We start from the raw sequence: 19,119 nt of genomic DNA on the forward strand, positions 1-19,119 counted from the left end.
GATGGTGGGCCGATCCCCCAGTTTACGGGCGGCCCCGGCCGCACAGCGACGGGTGCCGGGAGTCGAACTCTTCGCCAAGGTCACCCAAAGGGCGTGTCCTGTGCCTGATTCCTCCCCACCGGCAACCTACGTTGGTCGGGTGGAGCAGCACAGGACGAGCAACCCCCGGCCCCGGCAGCGCCCGCAGGCACCCCTTTCGCCTCCCGGGCCCCTTTCCCCGCAGGTCGCGGACGGCCCCGCCGTGTACGGGGTACGGCCGACGCGGCCGGCACGGAACGTGCCTCCCGTGGTCCTCGCCCTGCGCAGACTGCCCAACCCCCGGCTGACGGGTATCGGCGGCGGGCTCTTCGCGTCCGCCACCATGCTGGTGCTCGGCTCGCTGGTCTGGCTGCTGTTCGACGGTTCCGCCGTGGTGTACGGGGTGCTGTTCCTGCCCGTGTGTGCGCTGACCGCGCTCTGGGTGCGCGAGGCGGACCTGGTCACCGCCCCGATCAGTGTGCCCATCGCCTTCGCCACCGGGATCGGGCCGATCTCCGGCGGTGAGGGCGGGGTCGGCGGCCAGATCATGGCGGTCGTCACCTCGCTCGCGGTGCACGCAGGCTGGCTGTACGGCGGAACGCTCGTCGCCGGGCTGATCACCTGCGTACGCAAGGTGCGGGCGATGTCACGACGCAAGCGCCGCACCAGGCCCGCACCCCCGCCCCGCCGCTAGAGCCGCTAGAGCCGCTAGAGCCGCTCTCAGCAGGACAGGCGCGGCGTCACTTGCTCGCCGACGCCATCGCCGCGCCCACGATGCCCGCGTTGTTCTGCAGCTCCGCCGGAACGATCTCCGCCCTGATCCCCTCGATCAGCGGCACGAACTTGTCGGCCTTGCGGCTGACGCCGCCGCCGATGATGAACAGCTCGGGCGAGAACAGCATCTCCACATGGGCCAGGTACTTCTGGACCCGGTGCGCCCAGTGGGGCCAGCTCAGGTCCTCGTCGTCCTTGACCTTCGTCGACGCGCGCTTCTCCGCCTCGTGACCGTGCAGCTCCAGATGGCCGAGCTCGGTGTTGGGCACGAGCCGGCCGTCGACGAAGAGTGCGCTGCCGATGCCGGTACCGAAGGTCAGCAGCATGACGACGCCCTTGCGGCCCCGGCCCGCGCCGAAGGTCATCTCCGCCACTCCCGCCGCGTCCGCGTCGTTCAGCAGGGTCACGCCGACACCGCCGAGACGCTCATTGAGCAGTCCGGCCGCGTCCACGTCGATCCAGCCCTTGTCCACGTTGGCCGCGGTGCGGGTGACGCCACTCGTCACCACGCCGGGGAAGGTCACGCCCACCGGGCCCGACCAGTCGAAATGACGCACCACTTCGGCGACGCCGTCCGCCACCGCATCCGGCGTCGCCGGATGCGGGGTCAGCACCTTATGTCGTTCCTGCGCCAGGTCACCGCGCTCCAGATCCACGGGAGCGCCCTTGATGCCCGATCCGCCGATGTCCACTCCGAACACGTTCATGGACACAACGTTACGGGCAGGGCCCGTCGGTTACTCCCCGGACGCCCGACCCGCCAGCTTCGCGGCCTCCGCGCGCAGATCGCGCCGCAGTTCCTTGGGCAGCGAGAAGGTGATGGACTCCTCGGCCGCCTTCACGATCTCGACGTCCTCGAAGCCGCGCTGCGACAGCCACTCCAGCACGCCCTCGACCAGCACGTCGGGCACGGACGCGCCCGAGGTGACGCCGACGGTGGCGACGCCCTCCAGCCAGGCCTCGTCGATCTCGTCGGCGAAGTCGACCAGGTGCGCGTCGCGTGCGCCGGCGCCGAGGGCCACCTCGACGAGCCGGACGGAGTTCGAGGAGTTCTTCGAGCCGACCACGATGACCAGGTCGGCCTCGGCGCCCATCTGCTTGACGGCGATCTGACGGTTCTGCGTCGCGTAGCAGATGTCGTCGCTGGGCGGGGAGATCAGCTGCGGGAACTTCTCCTTCAGCTTGTCCACCGTCTCCATCGTCTCGTCGACGGACAGCGTGGTCTGGGAGAGCCAGACGACCTTGGACTCGTCGCGCACCTCGACGTTCGCGACATCGTCCGGGCCGTCGACCAGGGTGATGTGGTCGGGGGCCTCGCCGGAGGTGCCGATGACCTCCTCGTGGCCGTCGTGGCCGATGAGCAGGATGTCGTAGTCGTCGTTCGCGAAGCGGACCGCTTCCTTGTGGACCTTGGTGACCAGCGGGCAGGTCGCGTCGATGGTGGCGAGCTTGCGTTCCGCCGCCTCGTCGTGGACGACCGGGGCGACGCCGTGCGCGGAGAACATGACGATCGATCCCTCGGGAACCTCGGCCGTCTCCTCGACGAAGATCGCGCCCTTCTTCTCGAGGGTCTGCACGACGTACTTGTTGTGGACGATCTCGTGGCGGACGTAGATCGGCGAGCCGTACTGCTCAAGGGCCTTCTCAACAGCGATCACGGCGCGGTCCACGCCCGCGCAGTAGCCACGAGGAGCGGCGAGGAGGACGCGGCGGGCAGGAGGCGTAGCAGTCATGCCCCCCATCGTAAGGCCGCCCAGAAGAGGCGGGAGATCACCGCCCGGGGGAAGACTGATGAACGGTACGCGACGGACGGAGGGCGGGATGGCCGCGGCGGACATGTCCCGGCCGGGCGGCGGGAGCAGCGGTCCGGACGGCAGCGACGGCAAGGGCGACGCGGGCTCAGGTCTGCGGCGCAGTCTCGGATTCCGTGACCTCATGGTCTACGGGCTGCTGTTCATCGCGCCCATGGCACCCGTCGGGATCTTCGGCACCCTGGACGCGAAGTCGGACGGCGCGGTGGCGCTCGTCTATGTCGTGGCCACGATCGCCATGGCGTTCACCGCATCGAGTTACGCGCAGATGGTGCGGGTCGCCCCGCAGGCCGGTTCGGTCTTCACCTACGCCCGCAAGGGGCTCGGCGAGGGGCCGGGCTTCGTCGCCGGGTGGATGGCGATGCTCGACTATCTGCTGATCCCGGCGGTCGCCTATCTCTTCTCGGGGATCGCGCTGGAGGCCCTGATCCCGGAGGTGGACCGGTGGGTGTGGACGGGGATCGCGGTCGTGGTGACCACGCTCCTGAATCTGTGGGGTGTACGGGCGGCGGCCCGGGTGGGCTTCGCGGTGCTGGCGATGGAGATCGTCGTCCTGCTGGTCTTCGCGGTGTCCGCGGTGGTGGTGCTCGCCCGGGACGGAGCGCAGCGCGGCTGGCTGTCGCCGTTCACCGGGGACGCGGGCTTCTCGATGACGGCGGTGCTCAGCGCGGTCTCGGTCGCGGTGCTGTCGTATCTGGGGTTCGACGCGATCGCCTCGTTCGCGGAGGAGGTCACCGGCGGATCGCGGAAGGTGGCCAGGGCGGTGCTGATCTGCCTGGGCCTCGCGGGTTTCCTGTTCGTGGCGCAGACCTATCTCGCCGCACTGCTGGAACCGGTGTCGTCGGCCGAACTGGCCGCCGATCCGGCGGCGCAGGGCTCGGCGTTCTACGACGCGGTGGACGCCTCGGTGGGCACCTGGCTGCACGATCTGGTGGCGCTGAGCAAGGCGATCGGAGCGGCGTTCGCGGCACTGGCAGCGCAGGCGGCGGCGGGCCGGCTGCTGTTCGCGATGGGCCGGGACCGGCGGCTGCCGCACATCCTGTCGCGCACCGACGCGGGCGTGCCGCGGGTCGCCCTGCTGCTGGCGGCCGCGGTGACGATGGCCGCCGCGGTGTGGGCGGCACGGCTCGACGACGGCCTGGATCAGCTGGTGTCGGTGGTCGACATCGGGGCGCTCACGGCGTTCGTGCTGCTGCACGCGAGTGTCGTCGGCTGGTTCGTGGTGCGCCGGGCGGAGGGCCGCCCGGACTGGCTGCGGCATGTGGTGGTGCCGGTGGTCGGCACCGCCGTGCTGCTGCTGGTGATCGCCGAGGCGGCCGGCTCGGCGCAACTGGTGGGCGCCGTCTGGCTGGGGGTGGGGCTGGTGGTGCTGGCGGTCCAGTGGAGGCGCCCGCGCACGCCCTTGCCCGGCGTGGAGTCCCGCCGTCGGCCATGACGGGAGGTGTTGTCGTACGCGGCCGATACGCTCGCCCGTATGGCTCTCAACACGTCAGCGGACGCGCCCCTGCCGGTCGGTGAGGTGTCCCGGCTGATCGGCGGGTGGATCGACCGGCTCGGCGCGGTCTGGGTGGAGGGGCAGATCACCCAGCTGTCGCGGCGGCCGGGCGCGGGGGTCGTCTTTCTGACCCTGCGTGATCCCTCGTACGACATCTCGGTGAGCGTGACCTGCTTCCGGCAGGTCTTCGACGCCGTCGCGGACGTCGTGGCGGAGGGCGCCCGGGTCGTGGTCCACGCCAAGCCCGAGTGGTACGCACCGCGCGGGCAGCTGTCGCTGCGTGCCGTGGAGATACGGCCGGTGGGCATCGGCGAGCTGCTGGCGCGGCTGGAGCAGCTGAAGCGGACGCTGGGCGCCGAGGGGCTGTTCGCTCTGGAGCGCAAGCGGCCGCTGCCGTTTCTGCCGCACCGGGTGGGCCTGGTGGTCGGCCGGGCGTCCGCGGCGGAGCGCGACGTCCTGGAGAACGCCCGCCGTCGCTGGCCGGCGGTCCGCTTCGAGGTGCGCAATGTGGCCGTGCAGGGCGTGCACGCGGTCTCCCAGGTGGTCCAGGCGGTCAAGGAGCTGGACGGCCTCCCGGACGTGGACGTGATCATCGTGGCGCGCGGCGGCGGCAGCGTGGAGGACCTGCTGCCGTTCTCGGACGAGCAGCTGGTGCGCGCCGTCTCCGAGTGCCGTACGCCGGTGGTGTCGGCGATCGGCCACGAGCCGGACTCGCCGCTGCTGGACCTGGTGGCGGACCTGCGGGCGTCCACGCCGACGGACGCGGCGAAGAAGGTCGTACCGGACGTCGGCGAGGAGCTGGAGCGGGTGCGGCATCTGCGGGACCGCGCGCTGCGGACGGTGCAGGCCGTGCTCGACCGCGAGGAACGGGGTCTGGCGCACGCGCTGGCCCGTCCGGTGATGGAGCATCCGCAGCGGATGGTGGAGGAACGCGAAGCCGAGGTGGACGCGCTGGTCGCCCGCAGCCGGCGGGTGCTCGGGCATCTGCTGGACCGCGCGGAGTCCGAGCTGTCGCACACCCGCGCGCGGGTGCTGTCGCTGTCGCCGGCGGCGACCATGGAGCGCGGGTACGCGGTGCTCCAGCGCACGGACGGGGCGGTCGTCAGCTCGCCGGACGATGTGGCGGCGGGCGAGGAACTGCGGGCGCGGGTCTTCGAGGGCGAGTTCGCGGTACGGGTGTCCGAGTGAGTACGAACGGGGCGAATAGGGTGGGCGGCATGGCAGCCAAGACGGAAGAGAGCACGCTCGGCTACGAGCAGGCGCGGGACGAGCTGATCGAGGTCGTGCGCCGCCTGGAGGCCGGCGGTACGACGCTCGAGGAGTCGCTGGCGCTGTGGGAGCGCGGCGAGGAGCTGGCCAAGGTCTGCCGCCACTGGCTGGAGGGCGCCCGCGCCCGTCTGGACGCGGCTCTGTCCGGAGGCGAGGACGGGGACGGCACCGCCGAATCCGACGACTGAGCAGGTCAGCGGCGTGCGGAGTGTGAGTCGGATCACGATCGCCATGTAGTTGAAATTTAATCAACCGGGGCAGGGTTGACCCCCGCGTACCGAGCACACCCTGCACCACCGGAAGGTTCGACCAGCATGACTCTCGTTCTCGACTCCGCCGCCCAGGATCTGCTGTTCCGTGAGGCCCGCACGGCCAACACGTTCACCGACGAGCCGGTGACCGAGGAGCAGATCCAGGCGATCTACGACCTGGTCAAGTTCGGCCCCACGGCCTTCAACCAGAGCCCGCTGCGTGTCGTCCTGGTCCGCTCCGAAGAGGCCCGCGAGCGCCTGGTGGACCACATGTCCGAGGGCAACCGGCCGAAGACCGCCACCGCCCCGCTCGTCGCGATCCTCGCCGCGGACAACGAGTTCCACGAGGAGCTGCCGACCCTGTTCCCGCACTTCCCGCAGGCCAAGGACGCCTTCTTCTCCGAGCGCCCGGTCCGTGAGCAGGCAGCCGGTCTCAACGCCGCCCTCCAGGCCGCGTACTTCATCGTCGGCGTCCGCGCCGCCGGTCTGGCCGCCGGCCCCATGACGGGCTTCGACCCGGCGGGCGTCCAGAAGGAGTTCCTGGACGGCGACCACACGCCGCTGATGGTCGTGAACATCGGCAAGCCCGGCGAGAACGCGAGCTTCCCGCGCTCGCCGCGGCTGGCGTACGAGGACGTCGTGACGACCGTCTGACCGCACAGGGCGCAGCCGAAGGCCGCCGCACCCTCGAGGGTGCGGCGGCCTTCGGCATGTCTGTCTCCCCCTCAGGACGGGTCCACCGTCAGAGGCCGTGCCGCGGGAAATCGGGGGTCCCGCGCGGCAGCTTCCGCCTCAGGGCGTCGCGGACGGCGCCGGCGCCTTCTCGGCCTCCAGTGCCGCGGCCATCTCCGCCAGCCGCGCCATGGACGCCGTTCCGGTCACCACGGTCGTCGAGCCCTTGTCCTCGCGCACCAGGGCGTCGTACTTCGCACCCTCCCAGCGCTGCCAGGTCACGCCGTTCACCTGCTGGGTCTTCTCGGTCCGCTCGGCGCGCTGGCTGACCTTCGCCACGTACTTGCGGGCGGGCTCGGTCGACTGCTCCACCGCGACGTACTCGCCGTCCGGGTCGAGGAACCCGAGGTGCCAGGCGTCGGCGGAGGTCCGCGCGTACGTCACCGAGGTCGGCTTCCACTCCTTCGGCAGGCCCTGGGGCGCGGCCACCGGATAGGGTGCCGCTCGCCGTGCCGTCAGCAATTCGACCCGGTAGTCGACCGCCTTGACCGGATCCGCTTTGTCGTCGTGCGGAATGAACACATAGATCACCGCGACGACGGCTCCGATCACCGCCATCGACAGCACCATGTCGCGCACCGTCTGTCTGCCTCGCATACCTGCCACGCCCCCCATGGTCGCATCAAGGGTGCGTGCTCAAACGTGGCCCCCACTGCTCATTTTGTCGACGTACCGATAGAGTCGCAGCACCCTCTATTCCGGCCGTCGTCGTACAGAAAGGTGCGCTCCGATGACCGACAACAGTCTGCCGTCCCAGCTCGAGGTCTCTCCCGAGGCTCCCGACCGCAACCTGGCCCTGGAGCTCGTCCGGGTCACCGAGGCCGCCGCCATGGCCGCGGGCAGGTGGGTCGGCCGCGGCGACAAGATCGGTGCCGACGGAGCGGCCGTCAAGGCCATGCGGACCCTCGTCTCCACCGTCTCGATGAACGGCATCGTCGTCATCGGTGAGGGCGAGAAGGACGAAGCCCCCATGCTCTTCAACGGAGAGCGCGTCGGCGACGGGACCGGTGCCGAGGTCGACATCGCCGTCGACCCGATCGACGGCACCACGCTCAACGCCAAGGGCATGCCCAACGCCATCGCCGTACTCGCCGCCGCCGACCGCGGCACCATGTTCGACCCGTCCGCGGTCTTCTACATGGACAAGCTGGTCACCGGCCCCGAGGCCGCGGACTTCGTGGACATCAACGCGCCCGTCTCGGTGAACATCCGCCGCGTCGCCAAGGCGAAGCACTCCGCGCCCGAGGACGTCACGGTCGTCATCCTGGACCGCCCCCGCCACGAGGGCATCGTCAAGGAGATCCGCGAGACCGGCGCCCGGATCAAGTTCATCTCGGACGGCGATGTCGCCGGCTCGGTGATGGCCGTTCGCGAGGGCACCGGCGTCGACATGCTCATGGGCATCGGCGGCACCCCCGAGGGCATCATCTCGGCCTGTGCGATCAAGTGCCTCGGCGGCACGATCCAGGGCAAGCTGTGGCCGAAGGACGACGCCGAGCGGCAGCGGGCGCTCGACGCGGGCCACGACCTGGACCGGGTGCTGCACACCACCGACCTGGTCAGCGGGGACAACGTCTTCTTCGTCGCCACCGGTATCACCGACGGCGAACTGCTGCGCGGCGTGCGCTACCGCTCGGAGACGGCCACGACGCAGTCCCTGGTGATGCGCTCCAAGTCCGGCACGATCCGCCAGATCGACTCCACGCACCGGCTCTCGAAGCTGCGCGCGTACAGCCAGGTGGACTTCGACCGGGCGCAGTGAGCCGCAGCGCAGTCGGCCCGAACGCGGTGCGCCCGGCGCGGTGAGGATGCGCCGCGGGCCTGAACCGGTCGCGCGGCACACCGCGGCGGTACGACGGAGCGGCGGTACGGCAGAGCGGACACGAAAGGGGCGCCCCATGTGCGGGGGCGCCCCTTTTCGTCTGTCCTGCGTCTGTCCGCGTCGTCTCAGGCCGCGGACTGCGACTTCTTGACCTCGACCTCGCGCCGCCTGCGCCTGGCCAGCACCACCCGGCGCTCCGCCGCGGTGAGGCCGCCCCACACGCCGTACGGCTCGGGCTGGAGCAGCGCGTGCTCCCGGCACTCGACCATCACCGGACAGCGGGCGCAGACCCGCTTCGCGGCTTCCTCGCGCGACAGCCGCGCGGCGGTCGGTTCCTTCGAGGGGGCGAAGAACAGCCCGGCCTCGTCCCGACGGCACACCGCCTCCGCGTGCCAGGGACCGTCCTGATCCGACCTGGCGGGTGCTCGCTGGGCCGGAACGGCGGTGACCTGCAAGGACTGGTAAGGCAGCTGCAGCACGGTCTACTCCTGACGACGGCTTCGCGAGCGAGAGACGATGCAGCACTCCCTACCCGCTGTACGCACTCCTATTCACTGCGTGGTACCGCGCTGAGGAGGCGCGGAACGGCGCACCGGCGTGCGTGGCCGAAAACCGCCCATGAGGGCGGACGTCAGCGGAAGTGTTTCCGCAGGCGATCGTGGAGGTCGGAGACCCGCCGGCCGCGTTTCGGCTTGGCTTCGACATTGCCGAAAACCGTGTACCCGTTGACGACGACCACGGGCGCCTCGGGGTCGGCCGACTCCAGGGTGAGCACCTCGAAGTTGCCGAAGAAACCGGTGCCGCTGCCGCGCAGCGAGATGTTCTCGGGTACCCGCACCTCGACGTTGCCGAAGATGGCCGTCGCGTTGATCACCGTGAGCCGCTGCTCGAACAGGGCCTCGGTGAGGTCGATCTCGATGCTCCCGAAGAGCGAGAAGGCGTTGGTGCGGCGACCGACGCGCCAGCGACCCTTGCGCACGGAGCTGGAGAAGACGGCGATCAGGTTCTCGGCGGGCCCGGCGGGCGCCTCCGGCCCGTAGGCGTACGCACCGGACTCGCCGCTCCTGCGGGTCGCGGGCAGGTCCTGGACCAGCGGTTCGAGTTCGCCGACGGTCTTGGCCCGGTAGGCGGCGTCGATCCGCTCGGCATGCTCCTCGGCGTCCAGCCGGCCCTCCGCCAGGGCGTCCCGGAGGATGTCGGCGATCCGGTCCCGGTCGGCGTCGGACGCGCGGATCCCCGCGCCGGGCTCCGCGGGGACGACGGGCTTCTGGGGCTGCTTTTCGAGGTCCACGGAACCAGCCTAGCGAAACGCGATAGATCGCGACTAGGGCCTGTCGTGTGGATCAGGCCGGATCGGTGAGTGGGGGTCCCCCCACGCCCGCAGGGCGCAGGGGGAAGGTCTGGTACGTGCGATCCGCGTCGCGAGGCGCCCGGGCGCCGGGTGAGCCTTACCTCACAAGCTCGGGGCCCGAGGGCCGTTCTACGCTGGGAGCGCGCCGCCAACGGAGGCGGCGCTGCTGTCTGCCGAGTGAGGAATGGCCGTAATGCCCTCTGTCTCCCGCCCACCGAGCCCTGCGTTCGCGTACTCCGATCTGCTCCCGCTGGGAGAGGACACCACGCCCTACCGGCTGGTGACCGCCGAGGGCGTCTCCACCTTCGAGGCCGACGGTCGTACCTTCCTCAAGGTCGAGCCCGAGGCGCTGCGCACGCTCGCCGCCGAGGCCATGCACGACATCTCGCACTACCTGCGGCCCGCCCACCTCGCCCAGCTGCGCCGGATCGTGGACGACCCGGAGGCCTCCTCCAACGACAAGTTCGTCGCGCTCGACCTGCTGAAGAACGCGAACATCGCCGCCGCCGGCGTGCTGCCCATGTGCCAGGACACCGGTACGGCCATCGTGATGGGCAAGCGCGGCCAGAACGTCCTCACCGAGGGCGGCGACGAGGAAGCCCTCTCCCACGGCATCTTCGACGCGTACACCAAGCTCAACCTGCGGTACTCGCAGATGGCTCCGCTCACCATGTGGGAGGAGAAGAACACCGGGTCCAACCTGCCGGCCCAGATCGAGCTGTACGCGACCGACGGCGGCGCGTACAAGTTCCTCTTCATGGCCAAGGGCGGCGGTTCCGCCAACAAGTCGTTCCTCTACCAGGAGACCAAGGCCGTCCTGAACGAGGCCTCCATGATGAAGTTCCTGGAGGAGAAGATCCGTTCGCTGGGCACGGCCGCGTGCCCGCCGTACCACCTGGCCATCGTCGTCGGCGGCACCAGCGCCGAGTTCGCGCTGAAGACCGCCAAGTACGCCTCCGCCCACTACCTCGACGAGCTGCCGGCGGAGGGCTCCCCCACGGGGCACGGCTTCCGTGACAAGGAGCTGGAGGAGAAGGTCTTCGAGCTCACGCAGAAGATCGGCATCGGCGCGCAGTTCGGCGGCAAGTACTTCTGCCACGACGTGCGGGTCGTCCGGCTCCCCCGCCACGGCGCGTCGCTGCCCGTCGCGATCGCCGTCTCCTGCTCGGCGGACCGCCAGGCCACCGCGAAGATCACGGCGGAGGGTGTGTTCCTGGAGCAGCTGGAGACCGACCCGGCGCGCTTCCTCCCGGACACGACGGACGAGCACCTCGGCGAGTCCGCCGAGGCGGGTGACGTCGTGGAGATCGACCTCAACCGGCCCATGGACGACGTCCTCGCCGAGCTGACCAAGTACCCGGTCAAGACCCGGCTCTCGCTGACCGGCCCGCTGGTCGTGGCGCGCGACATCGCGCACGCCAAGATCAAGGAGCGGCTGGACGCGGGCGAGGACATGCCGCAGTACCTCAAGGACCACCCGGTGTACTACGCCGGTCCGGCGAAGACCCCCGAGGGCTACGCCTCCGGCTCCTTCGGCCCGACGACGGCCGGCCGGATGGACAGCTACGTCGAGCAGTTCCAGGCGGCGGGCGGCTCCAAGGTCATGCTGGCCAAGGGCAACCGCTCGAAGCAGGTGACGGACGCGTGCGGCACGCACGGCGGCTTCTACCTGGGCTCCATCGGCGGACCGGCCGCACGCCTCGCGCAGGACTGCATCAAGAAGGTCGAGGTCCTCGAGTACGAGGAGCTCGGCATGGAAGCCGTCTGGAAGATCGAGGTGGAGGACTTCCCGGCCTTCATCGTGGTCGACGACAAGGGCAACGACTTCTTCACGGAGCCGGCTCCCGCGCCGACGTTCACCTCCATCCCGGTGCGCGGCCCCGGCCTGTAAGGGCTCGCTCTCGCTGCCCGGACCGCCCGAAGGACGGTGCGGGCAGCGGGAGTTGCTCCGATCCCTCAGACCGGGCCCGCGATCAGCTGAAGCGCTGTGTCGCGGCGCCCGAGCACGGCTGCAGCCGCAACGGCTCCCGTGCGGCCGCGTGCGTCACACACAGCCCCTGCGCCTCCGCGGGACGCAGCGTGCCCGCGGTGCGGACGAAGCGCTGGTTCGCCGCACCCGAGCAGTCCCACAGGACCAGGGCCGCTCCCGGTGTGTACTGCCCCCGTGGCACGTCCACGCAGCGGTCCTGCGTCAGCTCCGTGAGCAGCGAGCCGCGCGCTCCGTCGAACCACCAGCCCTGGTTGCGGCCGCCGTGGCAGTCCCAGCCGACGACTCCGGAGCCGTTGCGGGTGACCGCGCCCGAGACGTCCGCGCAGGACCCGGTGCCCTCGTTCTTCAGGGGCTTGAAGGCGTCGTCCCAGGCGCCCGCGTACAGGGCCGGGTTCTGCCCCGATGCCGCCGGTGCGCAACTCGCCTCACGCAGACCCGAGTTGTAGAGCTGGGTCAGGCAGGAGGCGAAGGCCGCATGGCCGCGCGCATTGGGGTGGAAGGACTGGCGCACGGAGTTGGAGTCCGGCGGGAAGGGCAGGCTGAGGTCGATGTAGAGGCCGCGTGCCCAGGGCTCCTGCATACAGACCTCGTGGCCGTGGAAGAGCCGGGAGTTGTCGAGATAGACGGCTCCGGTGGAGCGCGCCACCTGGCGCATCCCGCGTTCGAAGGCCGGGACCGCGGTGTTGCGGCCCCACACGGTGTCGGAGTCGTAGCCCATTCCGCCGCACAGCAGCTTGCCCGGGAACTGCGGGTTGTCGCGGAAGTCCGGGCCGATCGGGCTCGGGTAGCCCATGACGACCAGTTGGTAGTCGCCGTCGGCGTACCCGGCGTCGCGCATCACCGTGCGCAGGTCGCGCACGGTCTGCTCGACCTTGGGGACGAGACCGTCGACCCGCGCCTGCCAGCCGGGCGCGTACTTCGGCTCACAGGGCCCCTGGAAGGTCACGAAGCGGATCACGCAGTCGGTCATCACCGGACCGAACTGCAGGTCGTCGTTGGCCCCGGCGACCAACAGGACCATCTTGATACGGGTGTTGCGCGCCTTGACGGCCAGGTTGTCGCTCTGGACCAGTTCGTCGGCGTGCTGCTTCGAGCCGCCGATCCGGATGTTTCCGGTGCCCGCTCCGGAGCAGGCGACGTTGTACGTGACGTCCGCGGCGATGCCCGTGCGGTGGATGGCGGCCTCGGGCGAGCGATGGCACCAGTTGTCGGGGCCGTTGGTGCCCGGCTCGTAGGTGCCGACGCCCTCCCCGGAGATCTCGCTGTCGCCCAGCGAGATCAGGCCGGTCCTGCGCTCGTCGAACGGGCGCTCCGCGGGGGTGCCGTACAGCTTGACGGCCTCGGCCGCCCGGATGGCCTCCAGCTCGGGCGGGAGGGGTACGGATGCGGTGGTGCGGGTCTGGCCGGCGGTGGCCGCGGGTGCGGTGACCGCCAGTCCGCCGAGCCCGGCCGCGAGCGCGGCGGTGACCGCGACGGTACGACGGAGTCTGTGCGTGGTGCTGCGCGGGCAGGGGGATCTTCCCCCGAACAGATGCAGCATTGCGCCTCCCCGGTATGTGGTTGCTCCGGGTATTTACTGGCAGGTAGCGCAATGGGGAATAGGCAGAACAAGACAAGTGCTCAAGTTTTTCGGGGGTTCGGGACCCGGACGGCAGAGCCAGGAGGTAGGACACCGATGTCCGACGCGAGCGAGTACCGCATCGAGCACGACTCCATGGGCGAGGTGCGGGTGCCCGCACACGCCAAGTGGCGGGCCCAGACCCAGCGCGCGGTGGAGAACTTCCCCGTGTCGGGGCAGCGGCTCGAACGGTCGCACATCGAGGCCCTGGCGCACATCAAAGCGGCCGCGGCGCGGGTCAACGCCGAACTCGGCGTCCTGGACAAGGACATGGCGCAGGCCATCGCGGAGGCCGCGGCCGAGATGGCGGAAGGCCGCTGGGACCAGCACTTCCCCGTCGACGTCTTCCAGACCGGTTCCGGGACGTCGTCCAACATGAACACCAACGAGGTCCTCGCCACCCTCGCCACCGAGCGGCTCGGCCGGCCGGTGCACCCCAACGACCATGTGAACGCCTCGCAGTCGTCCAACGACGTCTTCCCCTCCTCCATCCACATCGCCGCCACCGCCGCCGTGACCCGGGACCTGATCCCGGCCCTGGAACACCTGGCGGAGGCGCTGGAGCGCAAGTCGGCCGAGTTCGCGGACGTGGTCAAGTCCGGGCGTACGCACCTGATGGACGCCACACCCGTGACGCTGGGCCAGGAGTTCGGCGGCTATGCCGCGCAGATCCGGTACGGCGTGGAGCGGCTGAAGTCGTCCCTGCCCCGGCTCGCCGAACTCCCCCTCGGCGGTACGGCGGTGGGTACCGGCATCAACACCCCGCCCGGCTTCCCGGCCGCCGTCATCGCCGAGGTGGCCCGTTCCACCGGACTGCCGCTGACCGAGGCCCGCGACCACTTCGAGGCGCAGGGAGCGCGCGACGGCCTGGTGGAGACCTCCGGGCAGCTGCGCACCATCGCCGTCTCACTCACCAAGATCTGCAACGATCTGCGCTGGATGGCGAGCGGACCGCGCACGGGTCTCGCCGAGATCAGCCTGCCCGATCTCCAGCCCGGCTCCTCGATCATGCCGGGCAAGGTCAATCCGGTGATCCCGGAGGCCGTCCTGATGGTGGCCGCCCAGGTCACCGGCAACGACACCACGGTCGCCGTGGCCGGCGCCGCGGGGAACTTCGAGCTGAACGTGATGCTCCCGGTGATCGCCAAGAACCTGCTGGAGTCGGTCCGGCTGCTCGGCAACGCCGCCCGGCTGCTCGCGGACCGCACGGTCGACGGCGTCACCGCGCATGTCGAGCGCGCCCGTGAGTACGCCGAGTCCTCGCCCTCCGTGGTCACTCCGCTCAACAAGTACATCGGCTACGAGGAGGCCGCGAAGGTCGCCAAGAAGTCGCTCGCGCAGCGGAAGACGATCCGTGAGGTCGTGCTCGAATCCGGCTATGTGGAGCGGGGAGCGCTGACCCTGGAGCAGCTCGACGAGGCCCTTGACGTGCTGCGGATGACCCGGCCCTGACGCCCGCCCGCCACACGCCCGCCACCCGGGTCGCGGCGTCGCACTGGCGGTACTCCTAAGATCTCCTCATGAAAGGCTCGGAACGCATCGAACGCTGGACGCCCGGGGACCACATCCTCTGGCGCTATCGCGGCCATGCCCCGGATCTGACGGGTCAGGGCGTCCACATCTGCCGCCCGGTGACCGTCGTGCAGGACACCGACGAGGCGCTCGCGGTGTGGCTCGCGCCGGGGACGGAGTGCGTGAAGCCGGTGCTCGCGAACGGCACTCCCGTCCACGAGGAGCCGCTCGCCACCCGCTACACGGCTCCCCGCACGGTCACCCGCGGCCACTGGTTCGGCACCGGGGTGCTGAAACTGGCCAGACCCGGCGAACCGTGGTCGGTCTGGCTCTTCTGGGAGCCTGGCTGGCGGTTCAAGAACTGGTACGTGAACCTCGAGGAGCCCCGCACCCGCTGGTCGGGCGGCATCGACTCGGAGGATCACTTTCTGGACATCTCGGTCGATCCCGACCGGAGTTGGCGCTGGCACGACGAGGACGAGTTCGACCAGGCGCAGCGAGTGGGCCTGATCGGCCCGGAGAAGGCCGAGCGGGTGCGCCTGGCGGGCGAGGAGGCCCTGCGGGCCGTACGGGCCTGGGGAGCGCCGTTCTCCGACGGCTGGGAGCACTGGCGCCCCGATCCCGCCTGGCGGGTGCCGGAGCTGCCCGCGGACTGGGCCCGTGCGGCCGTGCAGCTGACGTCCTGAACAGGGCCGCAGTCACAGATGCGATGTGACTGACTCCCGTCCAGGAACACGCTCCGGCGCATACGACCTCGTGAGACTCTTGATGCGCCCCCTGGGGGCAAACGTAGGATCGTCGTCCGCAAGGCTGCGCCGTTACCGCAACTGTTGAGCGCAGCACCTGACCTGACCGTAAGTCATCTCGGAATCATCACCAGGGGGTGGAGCTGTGCCGGATGCCTGCCACCCTGTCGCCCCCACCCGCAGAGCGGGTATACCGCCTCAAGAGGCGAATGCATCGCACCACCGGCCCGGACGGACGGAAGCCCACGCGTGACGGAGCAGCCCACCTCCCACGAAGGCCGGCAGCCCTTGGCTGCCCGGTCGCAGGAACGCACCCGGCCGCGGGCGGAGGCGACCGGTCCGTCGGCCGTTCCCTCGCCGAGCGGCCCGCCGCAGGACCTGGCGGGCACGGCCCGGCGCGAGGGTGACCGGCTGCGTTTCGTGGGAGCAGCGACCCGGCGGATCGCACGGGGCATCGACCTCGACGAGATCGTCCTCGGACTGTGCCGGGCGACGGTGCCGACGTTCTCGGACGCGATCCTGGTCTATCTGCGGGACCCGCTGCCGGTCGGCGACGAGCGTCCCATCTCGCCGTTCGTGTTGCGGCTGCGCCGTACGGACCGGCTGCGTTTAGCAGAAGAGGACGCCGATCTGGGCAGCTCGGGGCCCATCCCCGTGATCGACCCGCACAACGACCTCACGCCGGCCGCCGAGCTGTGCGAGGTCCGTTCCGGCGGGGCGCTGTCCGAGGTGCTGCGCGGTGTGCGGCCCGTGTTCGGCGACTCCGCGGCGGCGAGGGCCGCCCTGCCCGAGCTGCTCGGCGCGGACCGGACCGTGCCGAACGGCCATCGGGCGATACTCGCCCCGCTCCGCGGGCGGCGGCGGGTGATCGGTGCTGCCGTCTTCCTGCGCCGGCCGGACCGGCCGGCCTTCGAGCCGAACGATCTGCTGGTCGCCGCGCAGCTGGCGACGCACACGGCGCTCGGCATCGACAAGGCCGTGCTGTACGGGCGCGAGGCGTACATCGCCGATGAGCTCCAGCGCACGATGCTGCCGGACTCGCTGCCCCAGCCGACCGGCGTCCGGCTCGCCTCGCGCTATCTGCCGGCGGCCGAGACGGCCCGCGTCGGCGGTGACTGGTACGACGCGATCCCGCTGCCGGGCAGCCGGGTGGCACTCGTCGTGGGCGACGTCATGGGCCACTCGATGACCTCGGCCGCGATCATGGGACAGCTGCGCACCACGGCCCAGACGCTGGCAGGGCTCGATCTGCCGCCGCAGGAGGTGCTGCACCATCTCGACGAGCAGGCCCAGCGGCTCGGCACCGACCGCATGGCGACCTGCATGTACGCGGTGTACGACCCGGTCTCGCACCGCATCACCATCGCGAACGCGGGCCACCCGCCGCCCATCCTGCTGCATCTGGGCGGGCGGGCCGAGGTGCTGCGCGTGCCGCCGGGGGCGCCGATCGGCGTCGGCGGGGTCGACTTCGAGGCCGTGGAGCTGGACGCCCCGGCCGGAGCGACGCTGCTGCTGTACACGGACGGCCTGGTCGAGTCCCGGCTGCGGGACGTGTGGACGGGGATCGAGCAGCTGCGGGAGCGGCTGGCCGCCACCGCCCAGCTGACCGGACCGGACCACTCCCCGCCGCTGGAGGCGCTCTGCGACGACGTGCTGGACATGCTCGGCCCGGGCGACCGGGACGACGACATCGCGCTGCTCGCGGCCCGTTTCGACGGGATCGCGCCGAGTGACGTCGCCTACTGGTTCCTGGAGCCGGAGGACGCGGCACCGAGCCGGGCCCGCCGTCTCGCCCGCCGGGCCCTGGCCCGTTGGGGTCTGGAGGAGCTGAGCGACTCGGTGGAGCTGCTGGTCAGCGAGGTCGTGACCAATGCCGTGCGGTACGCGGAGCGGCCGGTGACCCTGCGGCTGCTGCGGACGGACGTCCTGCGGTGCGAGGTCGGGGACGATTCCCCGCAGCTGCCGCGGCAGCGCCGGGCGCGGGACACGGACGAGGGCGGACGAGGGCTGTTCCTGGTGAACCGGCTGGCCAGGCGGTGGGGAGCGACCCGGCTGTCGACCGGCAAGGTCGTCTGGTTCGAGCTGCCCACTCGTACGTAGGCCAAATCTGGACCCTGTCCAAATGTTGCCGACATCGCATCTGCGGAGTTAAGTGGGGCACACGGCCGAAGCGACCACATTCCCCAATGAATGGGAGGACGCTCGTGACCGAGTCATCCCCCGCGACTCCGTACACGACCAACAACGTCGGCATCCCCGTGGAGAGCGACGAGCATTCGCTCACCGTCGGGGCCGACGGCCCGATCCTGCTCCAGGACCACTACCTCATCGAGAAAATGGCCCAGTTCAACCGTGAACGGGTGCCGGAGCGAGTGGTCCATGCGAAGGGATCGGGGGCGTACGGCTTCTTCGAAGTCACCAATGACGTCAGCCAGTTCACCAGGGCGGACATGTTCCAGCCGGGCAAGCGCACCGAGATGCTGGCCCGCTTCTCGACCGTCGCCGGTGAACAGGGCTCGCCCGACACCTGGCGCGACCCCCGCGGCTTCGCGCTGAAGTTCTACACCGAGCACGGCAACTACGACCTGGTCGGCAACAACACGCCGGTCTTCTTCGTACGGGACACGATCAAGTTCCAGGACTTCATCCGGTCCCAGAAGCGCCACCCGGTCACCGGGCTGCGCAACAACGACATGCAGTGGGACTTCTGGACCCTCTCCCCCGAGTCGGCGCACCAGGTGACCTGGCTGATGGGCGACCGGGGCGTACCCAAGACCTACCGGCACATGAACGGCTACGGCTCGCACACCTTCATGTGGATCAACGCCGGTGGCGAGCGGTTCTGGGTGAAGTACCACTTCAAGACCGACCAGGGCATCGACTACCTGACCCAGGCCGAGGCCGACGAGCTGGCCGGGTCGGACGCGGACAAGCACCGCCGCGATCTGTACGAGTCGATCAAGTCGGGCGACGCGCCGTCGTGGACCCTGAAGGTGCAGGTCATGCCCTTCGACGACGCGCCCGACTACCGCTTCAACCCCTTCGACCTGACCAAGGTGTGGCCGCACGGCGACTACCCCCTGATCGACGTCGGACGGATGACGCTGAACAAGAACCCCGACGACTACTTCATCCACATCGAGCAGGCTGCGTTCGAGCCGTCCAACATGGTGCCGGGCATCGGTCCGTCGCCGGACAAGATGCTGCTCGGCCGGCTGTTCTCCTACCCGGACACGCACCGGTACCGGATCGGCCCGAACTACGCGCAGCTGCCGCCCAACCGTCCGCACTCCGGCGTGAACTCCTACGCCAAGGACGGGCCGATGCGGTACGTGCCGTCGAACGCGGCCATGCCGTACGCGCCGAACTCGTACGGCGGTCCCGCGGCCGACTACCAGCGCTTCGGCGACCCCGCCGGCTGGGCCACCGCGGGCGAGATGGTGCGCGAGGCGTACAAGCCGCACCGTGAGGACGACGACTTCGGCCAGGCGGGCACGATGGTCCGTGAAGTGCTCGACGACGCGGCCCGCGAGCGGCTGGCGTCGAACGTCAGCGGCCATCTCCTCGGCGGTGTCACCAAGCCGGTCCAGCAGCGGGCGCTGCAGTACTGGCGCAACATCGACAAGAATCTCGGCGACCGCATCGCCAACCAGGTGAACGGCGGCTGACCGACTTCAGGACCGATCCCCGCACGACAGTGCCCGCGGCACCCGGCATCCGGGTCCGCGGG

17 protein-coding genes are annotated in these 19,119 nt (G+C 70.4%); 11 read left to right on the forward strand and 6 right to left on the reverse strand.

Annotation, left to right across the window (positions count from 1 at the left end; translation table 11 throughout):
• Window positions 1-139 precede the first annotated feature (139 nt).
• A complete protein-coding gene (locus tag RPQ07_RS13285; RefSeq protein ID WP_313944339.1) occupies window positions 140-712 on the forward strand; it encodes a DUF6542 domain-containing protein in 573 nt (190 codons plus the stop codon).
• 46 nt (window positions 713-758) lie between these two features.
• Here the strand turns inward: RPQ07_RS13285 and ppgK are convergent, their stop codons facing one another.
• Window positions 759-1,499, reverse strand: a complete 741-nt coding sequence (gene ppgK / locus RPQ07_RS13290) for a polyphosphate--glucose phosphotransferase (RefSeq protein WP_313944340.1) — start codon at window positions 1,497-1,499, stop codon at window positions 759-761.
• A gap of 30 nt (window positions 1,500-1,529) precedes the next feature.
• A complete protein-coding gene (locus tag RPQ07_RS13295) occupies window positions 1,530-2,534 on the reverse strand; it encodes a 4-hydroxy-3-methylbut-2-enyl diphosphate reductase (protein ID WP_384437415.1) in 1,005 nt (334 codons plus the stop codon).
• Between the two features lie 79 nt (window positions 2,535-2,613).
• On the opposite strand from RPQ07_RS13295, the gene RPQ07_RS13300 reads away from it, so the two are divergent.
• From RPQ07_RS13300 to RPQ07_RS13315, 4 genes are all read left to right on the forward strand, one after another.
• The gene (locus RPQ07_RS13300; RefSeq protein WP_413777834.1) at window positions 2,614-4,038 is read left to right on the forward strand and encodes an APC family permease; all 1,425 of its coding nucleotides are present in this window, start codon (window positions 2,614-2,616) and stop codon (window positions 4,036-4,038) included.
• A 39-nt stretch (window positions 4,039-4,077) separates the two neighbouring features.
• Complete coding sequence (gene xseA, locus RPQ07_RS13305; RefSeq protein ID WP_313944342.1) at window positions 4,078-5,286, forward strand: exodeoxyribonuclease VII large subunit; 1,209 nt, start codon at window positions 4,078-4,080, stop codon at window positions 5,284-5,286.
• 29 nt (window positions 5,287-5,315) lie between these two features.
• Window positions 5,316-5,555, forward strand: a complete 240-nt coding sequence (locus RPQ07_RS13310; protein WP_313944343.1) for an exodeoxyribonuclease VII small subunit — start codon at window positions 5,316-5,318, stop codon at window positions 5,553-5,555.
• Between the two features lie 126 nt (window positions 5,556-5,681).
• Window positions 5,682-6,272 carry a malonic semialdehyde reductase gene (locus tag RPQ07_RS13315; protein WP_313944344.1) on the forward strand — a complete coding sequence of 197 codons (591 nt, stop codon included), beginning with the start codon at window positions 5,682-5,684 and terminating at the stop codon, window positions 6,270-6,272.
• 138 nt (window positions 6,273-6,410) lie between these two features.
• Here RPQ07_RS13315 and RPQ07_RS13320 read toward each other — a convergent pair whose 3' ends face one another.
• On the reverse strand, window positions 6,411-6,965 hold the full coding sequence (locus RPQ07_RS13320; RefSeq protein ID WP_413777735.1) for a DUF4245 domain-containing protein: 555 nt from the start codon (window positions 6,963-6,965) through the stop codon (window positions 6,411-6,413).
• 115 nt (window positions 6,966-7,080) lie between these two features.
• On the opposite strand from RPQ07_RS13320, the gene glpX reads away from it, so the two are divergent.
• The gene (gene glpX / locus RPQ07_RS13325; RefSeq protein ID WP_313944346.1) at window positions 7,081-8,112 is read left to right on the forward strand and encodes a class II fructose-bisphosphatase; all 1,032 of its coding nucleotides are present in this window, start codon (window positions 7,081-7,083) and stop codon (window positions 8,110-8,112) included.
• A 185-nt stretch (window positions 8,113-8,297) separates the two neighbouring features.
• On the opposite strand, the gene RPQ07_RS13330 is transcribed toward glpX, so the two are convergent.
• Together RPQ07_RS13330 and RPQ07_RS13335 are read right to left on the reverse strand one after the other, a co-directional pair.
• Window positions 8,298-8,651: a WhiB family transcriptional regulator gene (locus RPQ07_RS13330; RefSeq protein WP_313944347.1), complete on the reverse strand. Its 354-nt coding sequence runs from the start codon at window positions 8,649-8,651 to the stop codon at window positions 8,298-8,300.
• A gap of 152 nt (window positions 8,652-8,803) precedes the next feature.
• Window positions 8,804-9,463 carry a DUF1707 domain-containing protein gene (locus RPQ07_RS13335; protein WP_313944348.1) on the reverse strand — a complete coding sequence of 220 codons (660 nt, stop codon included), beginning with the start codon at window positions 9,461-9,463 and terminating at the stop codon, window positions 8,804-8,806.
• 253 nt (window positions 9,464-9,716) lie between these two features.
• On the opposite strand from RPQ07_RS13335, the gene RPQ07_RS13340 reads away from it, so the two are divergent.
• Entirely contained in the window at window positions 9,717-11,414 is a 1,698-nt protein-coding gene (locus RPQ07_RS13340; protein ID WP_313944349.1) for a fumarate hydratase, read from the forward strand.
• A gap of 82 nt (window positions 11,415-11,496) precedes the next feature.
• Here the strand turns inward: RPQ07_RS13340 and RPQ07_RS13345 are convergent, their stop codons facing one another.
• The gene (locus RPQ07_RS13345; RefSeq protein ID WP_313944350.1) at window positions 11,497-13,053 is read right to left on the reverse strand and encodes a ricin-type beta-trefoil lectin domain protein; all 1,557 of its coding nucleotides are present in this window, start codon (window positions 13,051-13,053) and stop codon (window positions 11,497-11,499) included.
• Window positions 13,054-13,188: 135 nt separating this feature from the next.
• Here RPQ07_RS13345 and RPQ07_RS13350 point away from each other — a divergent pair, with 135 nt between their 5' ends.
• From RPQ07_RS13350 to RPQ07_RS13365, 4 genes are all read left to right on the forward strand, one after another.
• Window positions 13,189-14,583 (forward strand): class II fumarate hydratase, encoded by a 1,395-nt coding sequence (locus tag RPQ07_RS13350; RefSeq protein ID WP_313944351.1) that lies wholly within the window; start codon window positions 13,189-13,191, stop codon window positions 14,581-14,583.
• Between the two features lie 68 nt (window positions 14,584-14,651).
• On the forward strand, window positions 14,652-15,329 hold the full coding sequence (locus RPQ07_RS13355) for a DUF402 domain-containing protein (protein WP_313944352.1): 678 nt from the start codon (window positions 14,652-14,654) through the stop codon (window positions 15,327-15,329).
• A gap of 309 nt (window positions 15,330-15,638) precedes the next feature.
• On the forward strand, window positions 15,639-17,489 hold the full coding sequence (locus tag RPQ07_RS13360; RefSeq protein WP_313944353.1) for a SpoIIE family protein phosphatase: 1,851 nt from the start codon (window positions 15,639-15,641) through the stop codon (window positions 17,487-17,489).
• Between the two features lie 86 nt (window positions 17,490-17,575).
• The gene (locus RPQ07_RS13365) at window positions 17,576-19,057 is read left to right on the forward strand and encodes a catalase (protein WP_413777736.1); all 1,482 of its coding nucleotides are present in this window, start codon (window positions 17,576-17,578) and stop codon (window positions 19,055-19,057) included.
• Window positions 19,058-19,119 lie beyond the last annotated feature (62 nt).

Source organism: Streptomyces sp. AM8-1-1, assembly GCF_032229325.1.
Classification (GTDB): Bacteria; Actinomycetota; Actinomycetes; order Streptomycetales; family Streptomycetaceae; genus Streptomyces; species Streptomyces achmelvichensis.

Coding starts and splice junctions, on each gene's coding strand:
- xseA (WP_313944342.1), top strand. CDS start 4,078: ATGGCTCTCAACACGTCAGCGGACGCGCCCCTGCCGGTCGGTGAGGTG.
- RPQ07_RS13340 (WP_313944349.1), top strand. CDS start 9,717: ATGCCCTCTGTCTCCCGCCCACCGAGCCCTGCGTTCGCGTACTCCGAT.
- RPQ07_RS13350 (WP_313944351.1), top strand. CDS start 13,189: ATGTCCGACGCGAGCGAGTACCGCATCGAGCACGACTCCATGGGCGAG.
- RPQ07_RS13365 (WP_413777736.1), top strand. CDS start 17,576: ATGAATGGGAGGACGCTCGTGACCGAGTCATCCCCCGCGACTCCGTAC.
- RPQ07_RS13295 (WP_384437415.1), bottom strand. CDS start 2,534: ATGGGGGGCATGACTGCTACGCCTCCTGCCCGCCGCGTCCTCCTCGCC.
- RPQ07_RS13320 (WP_413777735.1), bottom strand. CDS start 6,965: ATGGGGGGCGTGGCAGGTATGCGAGGCAGACAGACGGTGCGCGACATG.
- RPQ07_RS13345 (WP_313944350.1), bottom strand. CDS start 13,053: ATGCTGCATCTGTTCGGGGGAAGATCCCCCTGCCCGCGCAGCACCACG.
- ppgK (WP_313944340.1), bottom strand. CDS start 1,499: ATGAACGTGTTCGGAGTGGACATCGGCGGATCGGGCATCAAGGGCGCT.
- RPQ07_RS13300 (WP_413777834.1), top strand. CDS start 2,614: ATGGCCGCGGCGGACATGTCCCGGCCGGGCGGCGGGAGCAGCGGTCCG.
- glpX (WP_313944346.1), top strand. CDS start 7,081: ATGACCGACAACAGTCTGCCGTCCCAGCTCGAGGTCTCTCCCGAGGCT.
- RPQ07_RS13310 (WP_313944343.1), top strand. CDS start 5,316: ATGGCAGCCAAGACGGAAGAGAGCACGCTCGGCTACGAGCAGGCGCGG.
- RPQ07_RS13315 (WP_313944344.1), top strand. CDS start 5,682: ATGACTCTCGTTCTCGACTCCGCCGCCCAGGATCTGCTGTTCCGTGAG.
- RPQ07_RS13355 (WP_313944352.1), top strand. CDS start 14,652: ATGAAAGGCTCGGAACGCATCGAACGCTGGACGCCCGGGGACCACATC.